This is a genomic window from Rothia similimucilaginosa (assembly GCF_029850985.2).
GTDB lineage: Bacteria > Actinomycetota > Actinomycetes > Actinomycetales > Micrococcaceae > Rothia.
This window is the reverse complement of sequence record NZ_CM138149.1, coordinates 1,105,055-1,120,808: the sequence shown is the minus strand read 5'-3', so window position 1 is coordinate 1,120,808 and position 15,754 is coordinate 1,105,055. Positions and strand designations below refer to the sequence as shown.

Below are 15,754 nucleotides of genomic sequence, written 5' to 3'. Positions count from 1 at the left end.
CCAGACATACAGGCCCGGCACGCCCGGCTCATAGCCCCATAAACCACCCACACCCTCCAACACTAGGGAGAATAAATGCGCATCTACCCGACCTTCTTCAACATCTTCTTCAAAGGCATGGACCCCGAGAAGGCACACCACGTCGGCTTCTGGGGCGTTCAGACCCTGCGCAACGTCGGCATCACCCGCGCGCTGCGCAAGTACTTCCAGCCCGCACCCGAACTGGCAACTACCGTCATGGGCATTACTTTCCCCTCGCCGTTCGGTCTGGCTGCAGGCTTCGACAAGGGCGGTAAGGGCATTGCCGCGCTGGCTGGTATCGGCTTCGGCCACGTCGAGATCGGTACCATCACCGGTCAGGCACAGCCGGGCAACCCGCAGCCGCGCCTCTTCCGCCTCGTGGAAGATAAGGCGGTCATCAACCGCATGGGATTCAACAACGACGGTGCCGCAGCGGCAGGCCCGCGCGTAGCCGCCGCCCGCGCAGACCTCGAAACCGAATACCGCGGCGCCGTACGCCCCGTCATTGGTGTGAACATCGGCAAGACCAAGGTCGTCGAGCTCGATAACGCTATCGAGGACTACCTGATTTCTACCCGCACCCTGGCACCGCAGGCAGACTACCTGGTCGTGAACGTCTCCTCCCCGAACACTCCGGGTCTGCGCACCCTGCAGGCTATCGAGTCGCTGCGCCCGCTGCTTGCCGCCGTGCGTGAAGAGGCAGACCGCGTATGCCCCAACCGCCACGTACCGCTGACCGTGAAGATTGCGCCGGACCTGGTTGATGAGGACGTTATCGAGGTGGCAGCCCTTGCGAAGGAACTGAAGCTGGACGGTATCATCGCCACCAACACCACCATCGCCCGCGAAGGCCTGGGCCTGACCAGCGACATGACCAAGGTCAAGGAAATCGGTTCTGGCGGCCTTTCCGGTGCGCCGCTGAAGCCCCGTTCCCTGGAGGTGTTGCGCCTGCTCAAGCGTGAAATCGGTGACGACCTCGCCATCATCTCCGTTGGTGGCGTGACCACCGCCGAGGATGTGCAGGAGCGCCTGGACGCTGGCGCTGACCTGGTGCAGGGCTACACCGCGTTCCTGTATGAGGGGCCGCTCTGGGCGGCACACATTAACCGTGGCCTGGTGAAGCTACGCCGCGCTCGCCGCTAGAAGGTTTGCAGGCGGGAGCGTTATGCTTCCCGTCGCGCTGACTCTGCGTGCTGAAAGGGGGCACCGTTCTCTACCCGTTGGGGTGGAGGCGGTGCCCCCTTTTTGTGTGCCCTCTATTCCGCCGATAGCACGCATAGTTATTTGACGTATAAAGCATTGAATTGTCGCGCCTGCTGGGTAGCGGCGCACTCGTGGGCCTTGGCGCCTTGCTCGCGGTGTGTGGCCAGAAGGCGAATAATGAGGCGGCAGCCACCGCCTCCGCCGTGCCTAGTGAGTCGGCTTCAGCATCTGAGCCGCCTTCGGCGAGTGCCACCCCGTCTACTGTCCGCTGCTACTCGGGCGGCTCAAAGGCACCGGATGGGGAGTACCGCCCTACTGATTCAAAGGGACCGCCCAGAATGACCCCAAGCCTGAGGCACCGGAATAGGGATATCGAGACAAGTCGATTTTCGGCTTGGAAGACGATTCGCGCTTGGGTCTTGAATGAAAATTACTCAATTCAAACTGGAGACTATACGGAAACCTTCAAAGAAGTAGCTTCTCGGAGCATATGTGGCTCCTCATGTAAGAACATAAAAATAAGAACACAAAAATAGGGGAGAGGCCTGAACCTTCAGGACCTCTCCCCAAGTACCTATAAGGCACTAAGACTTAGTGCGGGTACTCACCGTACTTCACCATCGGAACCGGGCGGCGCATACGACGAATCATCATCACACGGTTAAACGCGTACATACCAGAACCACGCTGAACCTCGCCGAACTTCGCAATCAGCTTCTTCTTCAAGCCACGCCACAAAATGAAGTAGTCAACAACCCACAGAATCATCAGCGCATACATTGCGTACACGGAACCGTAATAAATCGGAGCCGCAGCAGAAGACGTACCCGCCACACCCTGAGCAATCCAGCCACCAATGAGCAGGACCAGCAGCACAGCCAGCATAAGATCGCCAAGGTTACGGCGCGCATCCACATAATCACGGATATAACGGCGCTGCGAACCACGGTCCACAGCGGGCAGGTAACGCTGATCGCCACCCATCAACGCATCATTCTGACGCTCACGAGCCTTCGCCATCGCCTCACGTTCACGAGCCTTCGCCTCCTTACGGTCATTAACAACCAGAGGCTGACGACGAGCCGCCTGCTGCTCCTTACGCGAAGGAGTAGGACGGCCCTTCTTCGGGGTGAACTTCGGATTAACCGGAGCCTGAGGCTCCTCTACAACCTGCGGCTGAACAGCTTCCGCTTCAGCCTTCTCTTTCTTACGACCAAACACCCTCCCATCATACCCGAACGGCACACACCAAACCCGCCCCCACAAGCCCACACCAGCAACTGAAACGAACCCAACCACCCGGCGGTCGGGGCCAAGACAGGGCCAAGGTGGGGGTAAGGTAGAAATATGACTACTGAATTCACCCACCACAGCGCCCTGAGCGACGCCGTCACCAAAAACTTCGAAGCAAACCTGCAGACCCTCACCGAGCTCGTCGCCATTCCCTCCATCGCCTGGGAATCGCACGACCTCACCCAAGTAGACCGCAGCGCCGAAGCAGTCGCCGCGCTCGCAACCAAGGCAGGCTTCGACAACGTACGCATCGAACGCGCCACCTACACCACCGCAGACGGTACCGAAAAGCAGGGCATGCCCGCCGTCATCGCCTCCCGCCCCGCCGCAGAAGGCTACCCGACCATCCTGCTCTACGCCCACCACGACGTGCAGCCCGCCGGCGACCTCGAGCTGTGGGACACCGACCCCTTCGTCGCAACCCGCAAGGGTGACCGCCTCTACGGTCGCGGCGCAGCAGACGACAAAGCAGGCATCCTCGTACACCTCGCCGCGCTCGCAGCCCTCAACGAAACTCTCGGCGAAGACTTCAAGCTCGGCGTGAAGCTCTTCATTGAGGGTGAAGAAGAGGCAGGCTCACCCTCCTTCGTCGCCTTCCTCAACACTTACCGTGAGGAATTGTCCGCCGACTACATTGTCGTCGCAGACTCCGCCAACTGGCGCGCCGGCGTACCCGCACTGACCACCAGCCTACGCGGCGTCGCATCCGGCGACATCGAAGTACGCGTCGGCAGCCACGCCATCCACTCCGGCATGTTCGGCGGCCCCATGCTCGACGCCCACGCCCTCATGGCACAGCTCATCGCCACACTGCACGACGCCACCGGCGCCGTAGCCGTCGAAGGCCTACACCGCGCCCCCGAACCCGAACTCGAATACGCCGAAACAGACTTCCGCAACGACTCCGGAATCCTTGACACCGTACCCCTGACAGGCACCGGTAGCGTTGCCTCCCGACTGTGGACCCAGCCGGCAATCTCCGTCATCGGCATGGACATCCCCTCCATCGCAACCTCCTCCAACACCCTCGCCGTCGTATCCCGCGCACGCATCAGCACCCGCCTAGCACCCGGTGACAACCCCGAAAACGCACACCGCGCACTCGCCGAACACATCAAGGCACACGCACCCCACGGCGCACAGGCGAAATACACCGCCGTTGACTCCGGCATGCCCTTCGCCACCGAAGTCGACGCAGACGGCGCACAGACCGCCCTCGACGCAATGCGCGCCGCATGGGACATCGAACCCGTACAGACCGGCATGGGCGGCTCCATCCCGTTCATCTCCGACCTGAAGGACATCTTCCCGCAGGCACAAATCCTCGTCACCGGCGTAGAAGACCCCGACACCCGCGCACACAGCGCCAACGAGTCCCTCTACATCCCGGACTTCAAGAAAGCAATCCTCGCGGAGGCGCTACTGCTCAGCGCACTCGGCGCCCGCTAAACGCGCCCGCTAACCAGTACCCACTCGGATAGAAAGTTTCAGGAAGCGCGGGGGAGAAACAGCCACAAAAAGTGGGGGAGAAGGGTCACAAACCCCAACCCCCACTTTTTCGGTATCCTAGAAGCAGAATTACATGTCAAGCCCTCACACCAACACTCACGCCCCCGGCGAACTATGCACACCCTAGGTTGTACATCAAACACCCGGGCGCGTATCGTGAAGGCTAAAACGCCCACACGCACCCACACGCGGCGCACATGGGCAACCAACCAAACAAAAGGACACACCAATGAGTGAAACCACCACCGAACTGCCGACCCACGGCGTCAACCTCACCGAAGTAGCACAGACCAAGGTCCGCACCCTCCTCGAACAGGAAGGCCGCACCGACCTGCGCCTGCGCATCGCCGTCCAGCCCGGCGGCTGCTCCGGCCTCATCTACCAGCTCTACTTCGACGAGCGCGTCCTCGACGGCGACGCAGTCCGCAACTTCGACGGTGTAGAAGTCATCGTCGACAAGATGAGCGCACCCTACCTCGACGGCTCCACCATCGACTTCGAAGACACCATCGAAAAGCAGGGCTTCTCCATCGACAACCCCAACGCAGCAGGCTCCTGCGCATGCGGTGACTCCTTCCACTAAACCGAAGGCACCCACCCGCGCCACTAAAGCGCAACACGCCTAACAAACCCCCGTCTCGCATCCTGCAACCAACCATGCAGATACGCGGCGGGGGTTTTACACTTAACACATGACTACGCACGAAATCACCTGGAAATACATCCTCAACCAGCTCGTCAAACACCAAAACCTCACCGACACCGAAGTCGCCTGGGCAATGGACCAAATCATGACCGGCCAAACCGAACAGCCGATCCTCGCATCCTTCCTCACCGCCCTCCACTCCAAAGGCGAAACCCCCGAAGAACTCGGCGCACTCGCAGCCGGCATGATTGCCAAAGCCGAAACCGTCGACATCGACCCCCACGCCGTAGACATCGTCGGCACCGGCGGCGACCAGCAAAACACCGTCAACATCTCCACCATGGCAGCCCTCGTCATCGCAGGCACCGGCGCCACCGTCGTCAAGCACGGCAACCGTGCATCCACCTCCAAATCCGGCTCCGCAGACGTCCTCGAAGCCCTCGGAATCCGCCTCGACATGCCCATTCCCGCAGTCGCCGAATGCGCTCGCGAGACCGGCATCACGTTCCTGTTTGCGATGACCTTCCACCCGGCAATGCGCCACGTGGGCCCGACTCGCCGCCTGCTGGGCATTCCGACCGCTTTCAACTACCTGGGTCCCATGACGAACCCGGCTCGCGTGAAGTCCTCAGCTATCGGTGTTGCTAACCCGGTCATGGCTGAGAAGATGGCTCACGTCTTCGCGGAGCGCAGAGATCACGCCCTGATTTTCCGTGGTGATGACGGCCTGGATGAGCTGACCATCGCCACCACGAGCTGCCTGTGGGAGGCCGTAGACGGTGAACTGACCGAGTACCGTTTTGATCCGACCGAGTATGGTCTGCAGAACGCACCGCTGGAGCAGTTGCGTGGTGGCGACGCCGAGTACAACGCGGGCGTTTTCCGTGCAATTTTGGCGGGGGAGGGCGAGGCCCCGAAGAGCCCGCTGCGTGCCATTCACGACGCTGTGGTGATGAACGCTGCCGCAGGCCTGGTCGCGTACCGCCCGACCAACGGCGAAAGTTTTGAGGCTCGCTTCACACAGGCATTGGCTGATGCACGCGAATCTATTGCATCCGGTGCAGCAGAGCGTGTGCTTAACGCCTGGGTAGAGTTCAGCTCTAAGCACGCAGAATAAGCATGCAGAATAAAGAAGCTCAGTAGCTGATGATAGGCACCCGAGATGGGGCGCACTGAATGGTGTGAGCTTGTCTCGGGTGTTTGTCGTTTAACGGGACGTACTGAGGAGTCAGAGGTTCGGAGCATGTGAGTGTACGGCTAGCTGAGGTGCGCTGAGCGCAGAGAAAGATGCGAGGGGTGCGGATCCCGAGCTCCCGCATGGAACAGTGCAGTCGCAACAGTTTCATTATCAGGAGTCCCGGTTTGGTCCGTGCCAGCTAGAGCGTATAAACCATCCGTGGGCAGCCGGTGGGGTAGTGAAAAATAGGTTTACTTTACATAATGTATATTATCGGCTTTTTAGGGAGGTCTAGAATGAACCCAAGATTCCCCGTATCTAAATAAAGTCTTAACAGTTCATGTATTAACCTCACCCGGTCACCAGAACCGTCGACAGTACTCAATCCACCTGGAATAATGGATATACCCCGCATCACGAAGGTGTCGTTGCCTCGTGTACAGATTCAGTGTCAACCACGCCGGTTGATGTACATCAAAGGAGAAAACTCGTGGATTGGCTTTTTGGGACACCCTGGACACTCTGGGTCGCACTCGCACTCGTTTTCGCCGTCATAGAAATGCTCAGCCTCGACCTGTTCTTTCTCATGCTGGCAATTAGTGCAGGCGTCACTGCAGCAATATCACCCTTCGTGGATAACATGTTGATTCGAACCGTTATTTTCGTGGTAACCTGCCTGATTCTGGTTCTTGGTCTGCGCCCGCCGCTGCTGAAAAAACTTAATAAAACAGCCACCGGAGCTGTCACTAATGCCGAAGCGCTCATTGGTTCTGAGGTGCGCGTCACTCAAGATGTGACTAGTGAAACTGGCTTGGTGGTACTATCGGGCGACACTTGGACGGCGCGCACCGCCTCCGGAACGCTTGTTGCAGGATCACACGTGAGGGTGCGAGCCATCGAGGGTGCTACTGCAATCGTAGAGCCTCTCCCCTACGCTTAAGACCCATCTGAATACCGGCTCTAGAAGCAGGTTCAGATACAAAAACACACCATATAACTCACCCATAAGGAGAAACAATGCCTATCAGCCTTATTTTGACAGTCCTACTCATTCTCTTTGTACTGACAATGCTCGCAAAGACCGTGCGCGTTATCCCGCAGGGACGAGCCGGCATCGTCGAACGACTGGGTAAGTTCCACGCCGTTCTCAACCCCGGCCTGCACATCGTCATCCCCGTGATTGACCGTGTGCTGCCCCTGATTGACCTGCGTGAACAGGTCGTTTCCTTCCCCTCGCAGTCTGTGATCACCGAAGATAACCTCGTGGTTGGTATCGACACCGTCGTGTACTTCCAGGTCACCGACCCCCGCTCGGCGACCTACGAAATTACCAACTACATTCGCGCCGTGGATGAACTGACCAGCGCAACTCTGCGTAATGTCGTCGGTGGCCTGAACCTGGAGCAGACCCTCATCTCCCGCGACCAGATCAACGCGGAGCTGCGAGGGGTACTCGACTCGACCACCGGACGCTGGGGCCTGCGCGTCTCCCGCGTGGATATCAAGGAAATCCAGCCCCCGGCATCCATTCAGGACTCCATGGAGAAGCAGATGCGTGCAGAGCGTGACCGCCGCGCCGCAATCCTCACCGCAGAAGGCCAGAAGCAGTCCGACATTCTGACCGCAGAGGGCGAATCCCGCGCAGCCATCCTGCGTGCAGAGGGTGAAAAACAGGCACAGATCCTTCGTGCAGAAGGGGACGCACAGTCCGCAATCCTGCGGGCAAACGGTGAAGCAGAAGCCGTGCAGAAGGTCTTCGCGGCAATCCACGAATCCAACCCCAGCCAGCAGTTGCTCACCTACCAGTACCTGCAGACCCTGCCCAAGCTCGCCGAAGGTGACGCCAACAAGCTCTGGTTCATCCCGACCGAACTCGGCGATGCACTGCGCGGTCTGGGCAACGCATTCGGCACCCTGCCCGCATCCGACCTGGCAGGCGCACCGAAGAAGCCTGCAGCGGCGGCACCCAAGAGCGCACCGCAGGCATCCGGAAGCTACGGCATCAACAGCTAAACGCGAAATCTAACGCATAAAAAGGCGTGAATTACCAAAAATCACGCCGAATAAACACCACCACGCTGGGCGGGTGGAGACTATTACCGATATAATAGATGTTTTGTAAACGTTCGAGGGAATAGCTCTCCCCGCCCAACGTTACGCCTAAAGCGCCAAAGAGCGCACCCGACGACACTGGAGGAAAAATGAGCGATCGTAGCCTGCGCGGTATGCGCCTGGGTTCCCAGTCGATGGAAACCGAATCGAACGTACAGCCCGCGCCCCGCCAGCGCGTCGAATACCGTACCGCAGACGGTGACCGCGTTTTCGTGACCTTCGCGGCAGAAGCAGAAATCCCCTCGGTATGGACAGCAAAGTCCGGTAAGGAAGCCTACCTCGTCAACGGCGACTCCACCGCAGACGCCGAAGAGGGGAAGCCCGCACGTACCCACTGGGATATGCTCATGGAACGTCGTAGCATCGAAGAGCTGGAAAAGACTCTGGAAGGCCGCTTGGAATACTACCGCAAGCACTACGCGCTCTAAAAGCACCGTAGACATGCTGTAGAAGCCCGCTAAGAGCAACTCGCACTTTAGTGGGCTTCCACCCCGTTTTGGTGCTGACTCCGTCGGTACATGAGCCAGGAAAGAGCGCTACACAAAGCGTAAAAAGATAGAGGCGGATAGTTACGTATCCGCCTCTATCTTTCGTTTAAAGCTTAGGCGCGAGAAGCATCTGCGCAAAAAGCTACCGGCTTACTTGCCCAGGGCCTTCTTCAGCTTCTGAACGCGGTTAGCCATGCCCCAGCGAGTCACCTTAGACATAGAGTCAAAGATAATGTTGCCGTCCATCTTCGAAGCGCCAATCTCACGCTCAACAAAAGTAATCGGAACCTCAACAATGTTCAGGCCAGCCTGCTCAGAACGCCACGCCAGATCAACCTGGAATACGTAGCCCTTCGAGTCGATACCCTCAAGGTTCAGACGCTGCAGGGCCTCACGACGGTACGCACGGAAACCAGCGGTGATGTCCTTAATGGAGGTACCCAGAATCAGGCGGGTGTACAGGTTAGCGCCGCGAGAGAGAATCTGGCGGTGAGCCGGCCAGTTCTTGGTCTTGCCGCCGGGAACGTAACGCGAACCAATAGCCAGGTCAGCGCCTGCCTCCACAGCACGAACCAGAGAAGGAAGCTGCTCAGGCTGGTGCGAGCAGTCAGCGTCCATCTCAATCAGAACGTCGTAGCCTGCTTCAAGGCCCCAATCGAAGCCAGCGAGGTATGCGCCACCCAGACCGTCCTTAACGGTGCGGTGCAGAACGTGAATCTGGGAATCCTTAGCTGATAGCTCATCAGCAATCTGACCGGTACCATCGGGGCTGTTATCATCCACCACGAGAATATCCACCTCGGGTGCTGCCTTGCGAAGACGCTCTACCACGATGGGCAGGTTCTCCTTCTCGTTATACGTTGGGATGACAGTTAGAACGCGCATATTACTCCCTCACAGGTGCATATAAAACAGGCAGTTTAGGTATCCATTATACCGGGTAAACATTTGAGCAACTGAACCATTGGGGGCCTCTACTGCTCTAAACCGCCTAAAAAGTGTTGACAAGCTAAAAATTATTTACCTTCAGTGTAAATAGATTCCAGGACGGGCAGTTCCACATGCTCATCCAGCACCGGAAGCAGCGGAATGCGAGCGCGAGGGTCAGTACTCCACGATGCTACGCGGGAGTCGGGCGCCTGGACCATGAGGGCTTCGACGCGCCACTGTGCTACGTATGCGGGGGTGTCGGGGGTTAGCTGGCCGGTGAAGGGGTTTTCTTCGTGTGCGAGGCGGTATACGCCGCGGGTGAGGGCGGCGAAAGCGCTGCGGGCGGAGATGCCATGTTCGTCGTTGACGAGTTCGCGGATGAGGGACCAGGTGCCGGGTGCGTAGAGCTGAGTGTCAGAGCCGAGCGCAATGGAGGTGCCAACTGCGTTTGCGCGGCGTGCTACGGAGGCTACCGACTCACGCGCCTCTCCCCCAGCGTGTGCGAGGAGTGCCTGGACGGTGTCGCTGGCTGCTTCATCTTCTTCGGGTTTGCAGACGCTCAGACCGAGGTTGATGCGTGCTTCTGCCAGTTTGGTGAGGTATTCGTCGGTGACGGGGTCTTGCGGGGTGCTGATTGCTGCGTCGAGGCGTATGGACAGCCAGGGGTGGTTTTTGCGTACGGTGAGTGCGGCATCGGCTGCGGTGGTGAAGCCGGTGGATGCATCTATAGAGAGCAGGAGTGCGGCGTCTTCGGCTACCTGCGCTGCTGCGGGGGCCTCGGTGGGTGCGACAAAGATGCCGACCAGCTGCAGGCCCTTGACGGCGCGTTCGCCTTCGGTGAGGGGGCGTAGTGCCTTGATGGCACTGATTAGTTCGTCGGTCTCAATGCCGGTGGCGTTGAGGATGAAGCGGATGTCGGGTGTGCCGTGTTCGGCGCTGTAGTAGCTGAGAGCGGAGACGAGGTCGGGGACGTCCTCCATGCCGGCGAGTAGGGTGTGCGTGTGGTAGCCGGCTGCGCGGTATGCCTGCAGGTAGTCGAGGATTTCGGGTGCTTCCTTGCCTGTGACCGGTGCCAGTGCGCGCGCGAAGGCGGGGGTTAGTAAGGCGCCGTCAAGTTCGGTGATGGTAGCTGACTCGTCAGCAATTGAACGTGCGCCTGAATCGGAACCAACCCAGCGGACGAATCCGTCTTCGACTAGCATTGCGGTTGCGTACGGGTCGACCGGGCTGTACACGCTACCATCTACAAAAATACGGGTAGACATTAGAATCCTTTCACCGTTGAGGCGCGCCGAAAGCGCACACGAGGGCGGGTACTTCAGTTGTGCCCGCGTAGCTCAGCTGAGCATCTCATTTGAGTATAGAAGCACCCCCGCTACCTACGGTAGTTCGTTCGTCCTTAGATGAGGGGGAACTTAGATGATGCAGAACAATGCACAGTGGCGGGGGTGGTAGCCCGAACCGGTTGGGTACGGTGTAGCACTGAGGTGCGGGTTAGACGTCCAGGGCGACCACACCGCGGCGGACCGCCTCAATCGCCTCTTCACAGCGGGCGCGAATCACCGGGTCCAGTGAGCGGATGTGCGCGATCTGGTCCAGTGCGTCCAGTACCTGCTTTGCCCAGCGCACGAAGTCGCCGGCGGCAAGGCCGGTGTCCTCGATTGCCTTTGCGAGGTGCGCGCCGTTCGCCCAGGCGTACATGGGTTCGACCAGACCGAAGTCGCATGTCGGGGTCGGGGTGACCTTGAACTGTTCCTCAGCTGCGTTCAGGTCGGCGAGGCGCTGCGTAATCGTCGCAATGGGTGCGCGCAGGGACGGGTGCGGGTAGTGAGCCAGGTATTCCACCGCGTCGCGCTTACCCTGGTAGGTCAGTGCGGCAACGGTTGCCGCGATGGCGGCGGGTTCCAGTCCATCGAGGAAGTGCGCGTCTAGGCACAGAGCGGTCAGCAGGTCGCGCTCGCCGTAGATGCGGCGCAGAGCCTGGCCGCCGGTAGTTAGCGATAATTCGTTATCCGCGGTGCGCTCGACGTAGCCGTAGCTTTCCAGCAGGCGCGCAATGCGGTTGAAGACCTGCGCGATCGTGTTGGTGCGGCGGGCAATCTGACGGCGCAACCCTTCCGTTTCAGAGTTGAGCTTCTGCCAGCGCTCAGCCCAACGCATGTGGTTCGCGCGGTCGGAGCAGCCGTGGCACGGGTGGTTACGCAGCTGAGCCTGCAGAGCCTCCAGTTGTGCGTCAACGCTGTTCTGACGAGTCGGGATGTTCTGCTGCGCGAGCGCTCGAGGGGCGCGGCCGTCGTAGAGTGCCTGGCGCATGCGGCTTGCGGTATCACGGCGTTCCTTGGCGGTTTTGAGGCTCAGGCGCTTGGGGATTTTGATGCGTGAGACCGGTTCGATGGCGCCTTCGAAGTCGCGGGTTGAGGCGGTGCGCTGGTGCGCGTCCTCGGTAACGATGCCGATGCGCGGGTCGGCGTGCGAATCGGAGCGGGTGATGACGACTGCGTAGCCGCGGGAGCGGCCATGTGGAATGTAGATGATGTCGCCCGGCAATAGCTGCTGGATGCTGTGGTGTGCCTGCGCGCGTGCGTGGCGTTCGTTGCTCTTGGATGCCTTCTTTTCCAGTTCGGCGATGTGGCGGCTGAGCTGGACGTATTCGGTGAAGTCGCCCAGGTGGCATGCCATTGCTTCGCGGTAGCCTTCGAGGGCGTTTTCGTTTTTGCGTACGCGGGAGGCGACGCCCACGACCGATTTGTCTGCCTGGAACTGTGCGAAGGAGGATTCCAGGATTTTGCGGGTGCGTTCGGCGCCGTAGGAGGCGATGAGGTTTGCCGCCATATTGTAGGTGGGGCGGAATGAGGAGTTCAGCGGGTAGGTGCGTGTTGAGGCAAGGGTTGCCACGTGTTCCGGGGACATGCCGGGGCGCCACATGACGACGGCGTGGCCTTCGATGTCGATGCCGCGGCGGCCTGCGCGTCCGGTTAGTTGGGTGTATTCACCGGGGGTGATGTCTACGTGGGATTCGCCGTTGTATTTGGTGAGCTTTTCCAGGATGACGGTGCGGGCGGGCATGTTGATGCCCAGTGCGAGGGTTTCGGTGGCGAAGACCAGCTTGATGAGGCCTTGTGCGAAGAGGGTTTCTACAACCTCCTTGAAAAGTGGCAGTAAGCCGGCGTGGTGTGCGGCGATACCGCGAATGAGGCCGTCACGCCACTCGTAGTAGCCGAGGGTGTTCAGGTCGCGGGTGTCTAGGTGGGATGTTGCTTCCGCGATGTAGGCGCGGATGGTCTGCTGCTGTTCAGGGGTGGTCAGTGTAATATCGGCGGATACGCAGTGGCTGACTGCGCCGTCGCAACCGGCACGGGAGAAGATAAAGCAAATGGCCGGTAGCAGTCCCTGCTTGTCGAGGGCGCGCACCATCTCGGGGCGGGTAATGCGCTGCGGGCGCAGGGGCTTCTGCTCACCGCGCGCATCAAAGTCCCGGTCGTTACTGAAATGATTATTATTGAAGCCATCGCGACGGTTTGCGCCGCTGCTGAATGTCTCATTCAGCCAGCCCTCACGACGGTGACGGAAACGTTCACGCTTGCCGCCGTAACGTCCACGGCCCGGTGCGGAACGGAAGCCGGGGCGTAGCGCTTTCAGCTGCGGGTTTAGGCGCAGACCGGCCAGCAGGGGGTTGGTGCCCGACTCTACGGTTGTTCCGCGCTGCTTAGCTTTCTGTGCCTTCTTCGCCTGCTTGCGTGAGAGCTTCTCCTCCGGCTCCTGGGTCTTGCCCTGTGCGGAGTTGTCTTCGGGTACGAACAGGTCCACCACACGGTGACCGACCATCATGTGCTGCCACAGGGGCACCGGACGGTGCTCAGAAACAATAATGTCCGTGCCGCCGCGTACCGTATCCAGCCACGCGCCGAACTCCTCAACGTTCGACACCGTCGCCGATAGAGAGATAACGTTTACATGCTCGGGAAGGTGAATAATTGCCTCTTCCCATACTGCGCCGCGGAAACGGTCCGCGAGGTAGTGCACCTCATCCATCACCACGTAGCCTAGGCCGGTTAGTGTGGTCGAGTTGGCGTAGAGCATGTTGCGCAGGACCTCGGTGGTCATCACGACCACGGGTGCTTCCGTGTTGATGCTCGTATCGCCGGTCAGCAGACCCACGTAATCTTCACCGTACGCGCGCACAAAGTCGTGGTACTTCTGGTTGCTCAGCGCCTTAATGGGGGTCGTATAGAACGCTTTCATGCCGCGGCGTAGCGCCAGGTATATGCCGAATTCACCCACAATGGTCTTACCGGCACCGGTGGGTGCGGCAACGAGGACGGAGCGGTCCGCCTCCACGGCGGCACACGCCTGACGCTGAAAATCATCCAGCGGAAAATCTAGGGACGCCTCAAAAGCGCCGAGGGCAGTCTTTGCGTAGGCGGCGCGCTCTCGGGATGCGGTGTAGGCGGCAGCGTAGTCGATGTGCTGCGCCGGAGTCTGTGCGTTAGAAGTGTGTGCGTCGGATGTGTGCTGTGCGTGGTGCTTGCTCATAGTATGTCCAGTGTAACGGTTCGCCTGCCGCGAGTCTCCAGAAAGCATCCTGCACGGGTACTAATCCGGTATGGGCGAACAGCGAGCGTATCGGTGGCGTGCGAGAGGGATGCGGTTTTGTGGAACATGCGAAAAGGGGCGGGATACAGGTTCTCTGTATCCCGCCCGTTGCAGCGACGTTGCTCAAAGCAAACTCTATTTAGTTAGGAAGTCTTCTCTTCCTCAAAGTAACCCATCTTAGCTAGGTCTTCACTGCTGGTTGCGGTGTTCAGGCTTGCTTCATCCGTACCCTGAGCCAGCTTGACAAGCTTGCGGTCGCGGCGCTTGTCGTTGATCATGCAGATGCCGATTGCTGCGAAGAAGAAAATCAGCAGCGGCGCCATGAGTACGAACATCATCATGATGTCGCTACCGGGTGCGGTCAGTGCTGCAATCACTGCGACGAGGACGACGACCCAACGCCAGGACTTCAGAATGGTCTTGCCTCGGATGAGGCCGAGCATGTTAACGCCAACTAAAATCACCGGGATGATGAAGGCGCAGGAGAACGTCACAACAAACTTCAGGATGAAGGAGATGTACACGCCCGCGTCAATGTAGTTACTTTCGTTGACGGGGGTGAACTTCAGCAGTGCGTAGACTACACCGGGGAGGGTGAAGTAGGAGATGGCGACACCGCAGGCAAACGCGAAAATAGATGCGGTGAGGAAGCCGAAGAGGTACTTCTTTTCCTTGGTGTGCAGTGCCGGCAGCAGGAATCGCAGTGCCTGGTAGAGCCAGACGGGAGAAGCGATGACCAGGCCAATGTACATACCGACCTTAAGCAGCTGGTCGAAAGGAGATGCGACGCTACCGTAGTTCAGGTTTGCGTTGCGGCCGGTTTCTGAATTGATCTGCTGCAGGGGCGCAGAGATCATTTCAATGAAAGGCTGGTAGAGGAAGACCGTACCGATGATGGCTGCGATGATGGTTGCGATAGCCGCTTTGATGAGGCGGTCGCGGAATTCGCGTAGGTGTTCCTTGAGTTCCATGCGCGCTTCAGGGTTGAGTTTGCGGTTGCGCACGTCCTGGTCGGGTGTTGCCACGTGGTGTCCTCTGGGTATCGGTGCCGTGTGTGATTCGGCTGAGGGGGCTGGTGGGGTTTTATGGGGTGGTGCCGCAAAACCCGTGCCGGCCGGTGGGCTGGCACGGGTTTGGTGCGTCGGGGGCGAGACCGTTACTTAGTTTCGGTCTTGCCGTTGTCTACTACCTCAGCGGTGACGACCTCTTCGCCGTCCTTCTCGCGGGGGTCCTTCTTGGAGTCGTTCTTCAGGCCCTCAACTTCGGTCTTGAAGATGCGCATGGACTGGCCGAGGCTGCGTGCCATGCCGGGCAGCTTGGGTGCGCCGAAGAGCAGGACGATAAGGAGGATAACGACGATGATGGTCGCGGGGTGGCTGAAAATCTGGCCCATGGTGTGCCTTTCTGGTTAGAGCAGGTCTCCGATGTTTTGAGGTTGGCCGAGTCGATCTCGTCGGGAGACCCGTCGCTTGATCCGCTCAGACCTGCGTGTCTGCTTACCTTGTTCGTAGTTATTGTATGCCTCGGTGATGGGCGTGAATACCCCGAGGGTGGTGTCTCGCGGGAGTTTTCGGCTTGCGTTCGCTTGCGCTGCGTCGAATTGTCCCTCGATTGACTCGACCCAGGTTACGGTTTCGTCAAGGAGCGTGAAACCGCGAGTGAGTGCTTTGTAGGTGAACCATGCCAAATAGAGGAGCGAGCAGATGATGAGCGCGCCCCATAGCAAAATCCAGAACCACCAAGACATGAGCCCATTATACAAGTTTTAGGTTAATGTTTTGG

The 15,754-nt window shown here is 59.3% G+C and carries 14 protein-coding genes; 7 read left to right on the top strand and 7 right to left on the bottom strand.

The annotated features are described in order from the left end of the window. Window positions 1–75: 75 nt before the first annotated feature. Window positions 76–1,164, top strand: coding sequence for a quinone-dependent dihydroorotate dehydrogenase (locus tag QFX07_RS04710; protein ID WP_279754915.1), 1,089 nt, complete (start codon window positions 76–78; stop codon window positions 1,162–1,164). Between the two features lie 651 nt (window positions 1,165–1,815). Here the strand turns inward: QFX07_RS04710 and QFX07_RS04705 are convergent. After that, window positions 1,816–2,445: a DUF3043 domain-containing protein gene (locus QFX07_RS04705; protein WP_279754916.1), complete on the bottom strand. Its 630-nt coding sequence runs from the start codon at window positions 2,443–2,445 to the stop codon at window positions 1,816–1,818. A 126-nt stretch (window positions 2,446–2,571) separates the two neighbouring features. Here QFX07_RS04705 and QFX07_RS04700 point away from each other — a divergent pair, with 126 nt between their 5' ends. The 6 genes from QFX07_RS04700 to QFX07_RS04675 all read left to right on the top strand — a co-directional run bounded on the left by QFX07_RS04700 (window position 2,572) and on the right by QFX07_RS04675 (window position 8,389). Beyond that, a complete protein-coding gene (locus tag QFX07_RS04700; RefSeq protein ID WP_279754917.1) occupies window positions 2,572–3,966 on the top strand; it encodes a M20/M25/M40 family metallo-hydrolase in 1,395 nt (464 codons plus the stop codon). A gap of 289 nt (window positions 3,967–4,255) precedes the next feature. Further along, window positions 4,256–4,609 carry a HesB/IscA family protein gene (locus tag QFX07_RS04695; RefSeq protein ID WP_005506039.1) on the top strand — a complete coding sequence of 118 codons (354 nt, stop codon included), beginning with the start codon at window positions 4,256–4,258 and terminating at the stop codon, window positions 4,607–4,609. A gap of 109 nt (window positions 4,610–4,718) precedes the next feature. Then, window positions 4,719–5,789 carry an anthranilate phosphoribosyltransferase gene (gene trpD, locus QFX07_RS04690; protein ID WP_279754918.1) on the top strand — a complete coding sequence of 357 codons (1,071 nt, stop codon included), beginning with the start codon at window positions 4,719–4,721 and terminating at the stop codon, window positions 5,787–5,789. Window positions 5,790–6,339: 550 nt separating this feature from the next. Then, entirely contained in the window at window positions 6,340–6,789 is a 450-nt protein-coding gene (locus QFX07_RS04685) for an NfeD family protein (RefSeq protein ID WP_279754919.1), read from the top strand. Window positions 6,790–6,866: 77 nt separating this feature from the next. Further along, window positions 6,867–7,862 carry an SPFH domain-containing protein gene (locus tag QFX07_RS04680; RefSeq protein ID WP_279754920.1) on the top strand — a complete coding sequence of 332 codons (996 nt, stop codon included), beginning with the start codon at window positions 6,867–6,869 and terminating at the stop codon, window positions 7,860–7,862. A gap of 188 nt (window positions 7,863–8,050) precedes the next feature. Beyond that, on the top strand, window positions 8,051–8,389 hold the full coding sequence (locus QFX07_RS04675) for an RNA polymerase-binding protein RbpA (protein WP_279739894.1): 339 nt from the start codon (window positions 8,051–8,053) through the stop codon (window positions 8,387–8,389). Between the two features lie 210 nt (window positions 8,390–8,599). Here QFX07_RS04675 and QFX07_RS04670 read toward each other — a convergent pair whose 3' ends face one another. From QFX07_RS04670 to QFX07_RS04645, 6 genes are all read right to left on the bottom strand, one after another. Beyond that, entirely contained in the window at window positions 8,600–9,334 is a 735-nt protein-coding gene (locus tag QFX07_RS04670; RefSeq protein ID WP_279739897.1) for a polyprenol monophosphomannose synthase, read from the bottom strand. Window positions 9,335–9,465: 131 nt separating this feature from the next. Continuing rightward, entirely contained in the window at window positions 9,466–10,644 is a 1,179-nt protein-coding gene (locus QFX07_RS04665) for an amidohydrolase (RefSeq protein ID WP_279754921.1), read from the bottom strand. Between the two features lie 229 nt (window positions 10,645–10,873). Then, complete coding sequence (locus QFX07_RS04660) at window positions 10,874–13,912, bottom strand: DEAD/DEAH box helicase (RefSeq protein WP_279754922.1); 3,039 nt, start codon at window positions 13,910–13,912, stop codon at window positions 10,874–10,876. Between the two features lie 203 nt (window positions 13,913–14,115). Further along, window positions 14,116–14,997, bottom strand: a complete 882-nt coding sequence (gene tatC, locus QFX07_RS04655) for a twin-arginine translocase subunit TatC (RefSeq protein ID WP_279754923.1) — start codon at window positions 14,995–14,997, stop codon at window positions 14,116–14,118. A 131-nt stretch (window positions 14,998–15,128) separates the two neighbouring features. Then, a complete protein-coding gene (gene tatA, locus QFX07_RS04650; protein WP_070686784.1) occupies window positions 15,129–15,365 on the bottom strand; it encodes a Sec-independent protein translocase subunit TatA in 237 nt (78 codons plus the stop codon). Between the two features lie 15 nt (window positions 15,366–15,380). Continuing rightward, window positions 15,381–15,719 carry a hypothetical protein gene (locus QFX07_RS04645; protein WP_044142748.1) on the bottom strand — a complete coding sequence of 113 codons (339 nt, stop codon included), beginning with the start codon at window positions 15,717–15,719 and terminating at the stop codon, window positions 15,381–15,383. Window positions 15,720–15,754 lie beyond the last annotated feature (35 nt).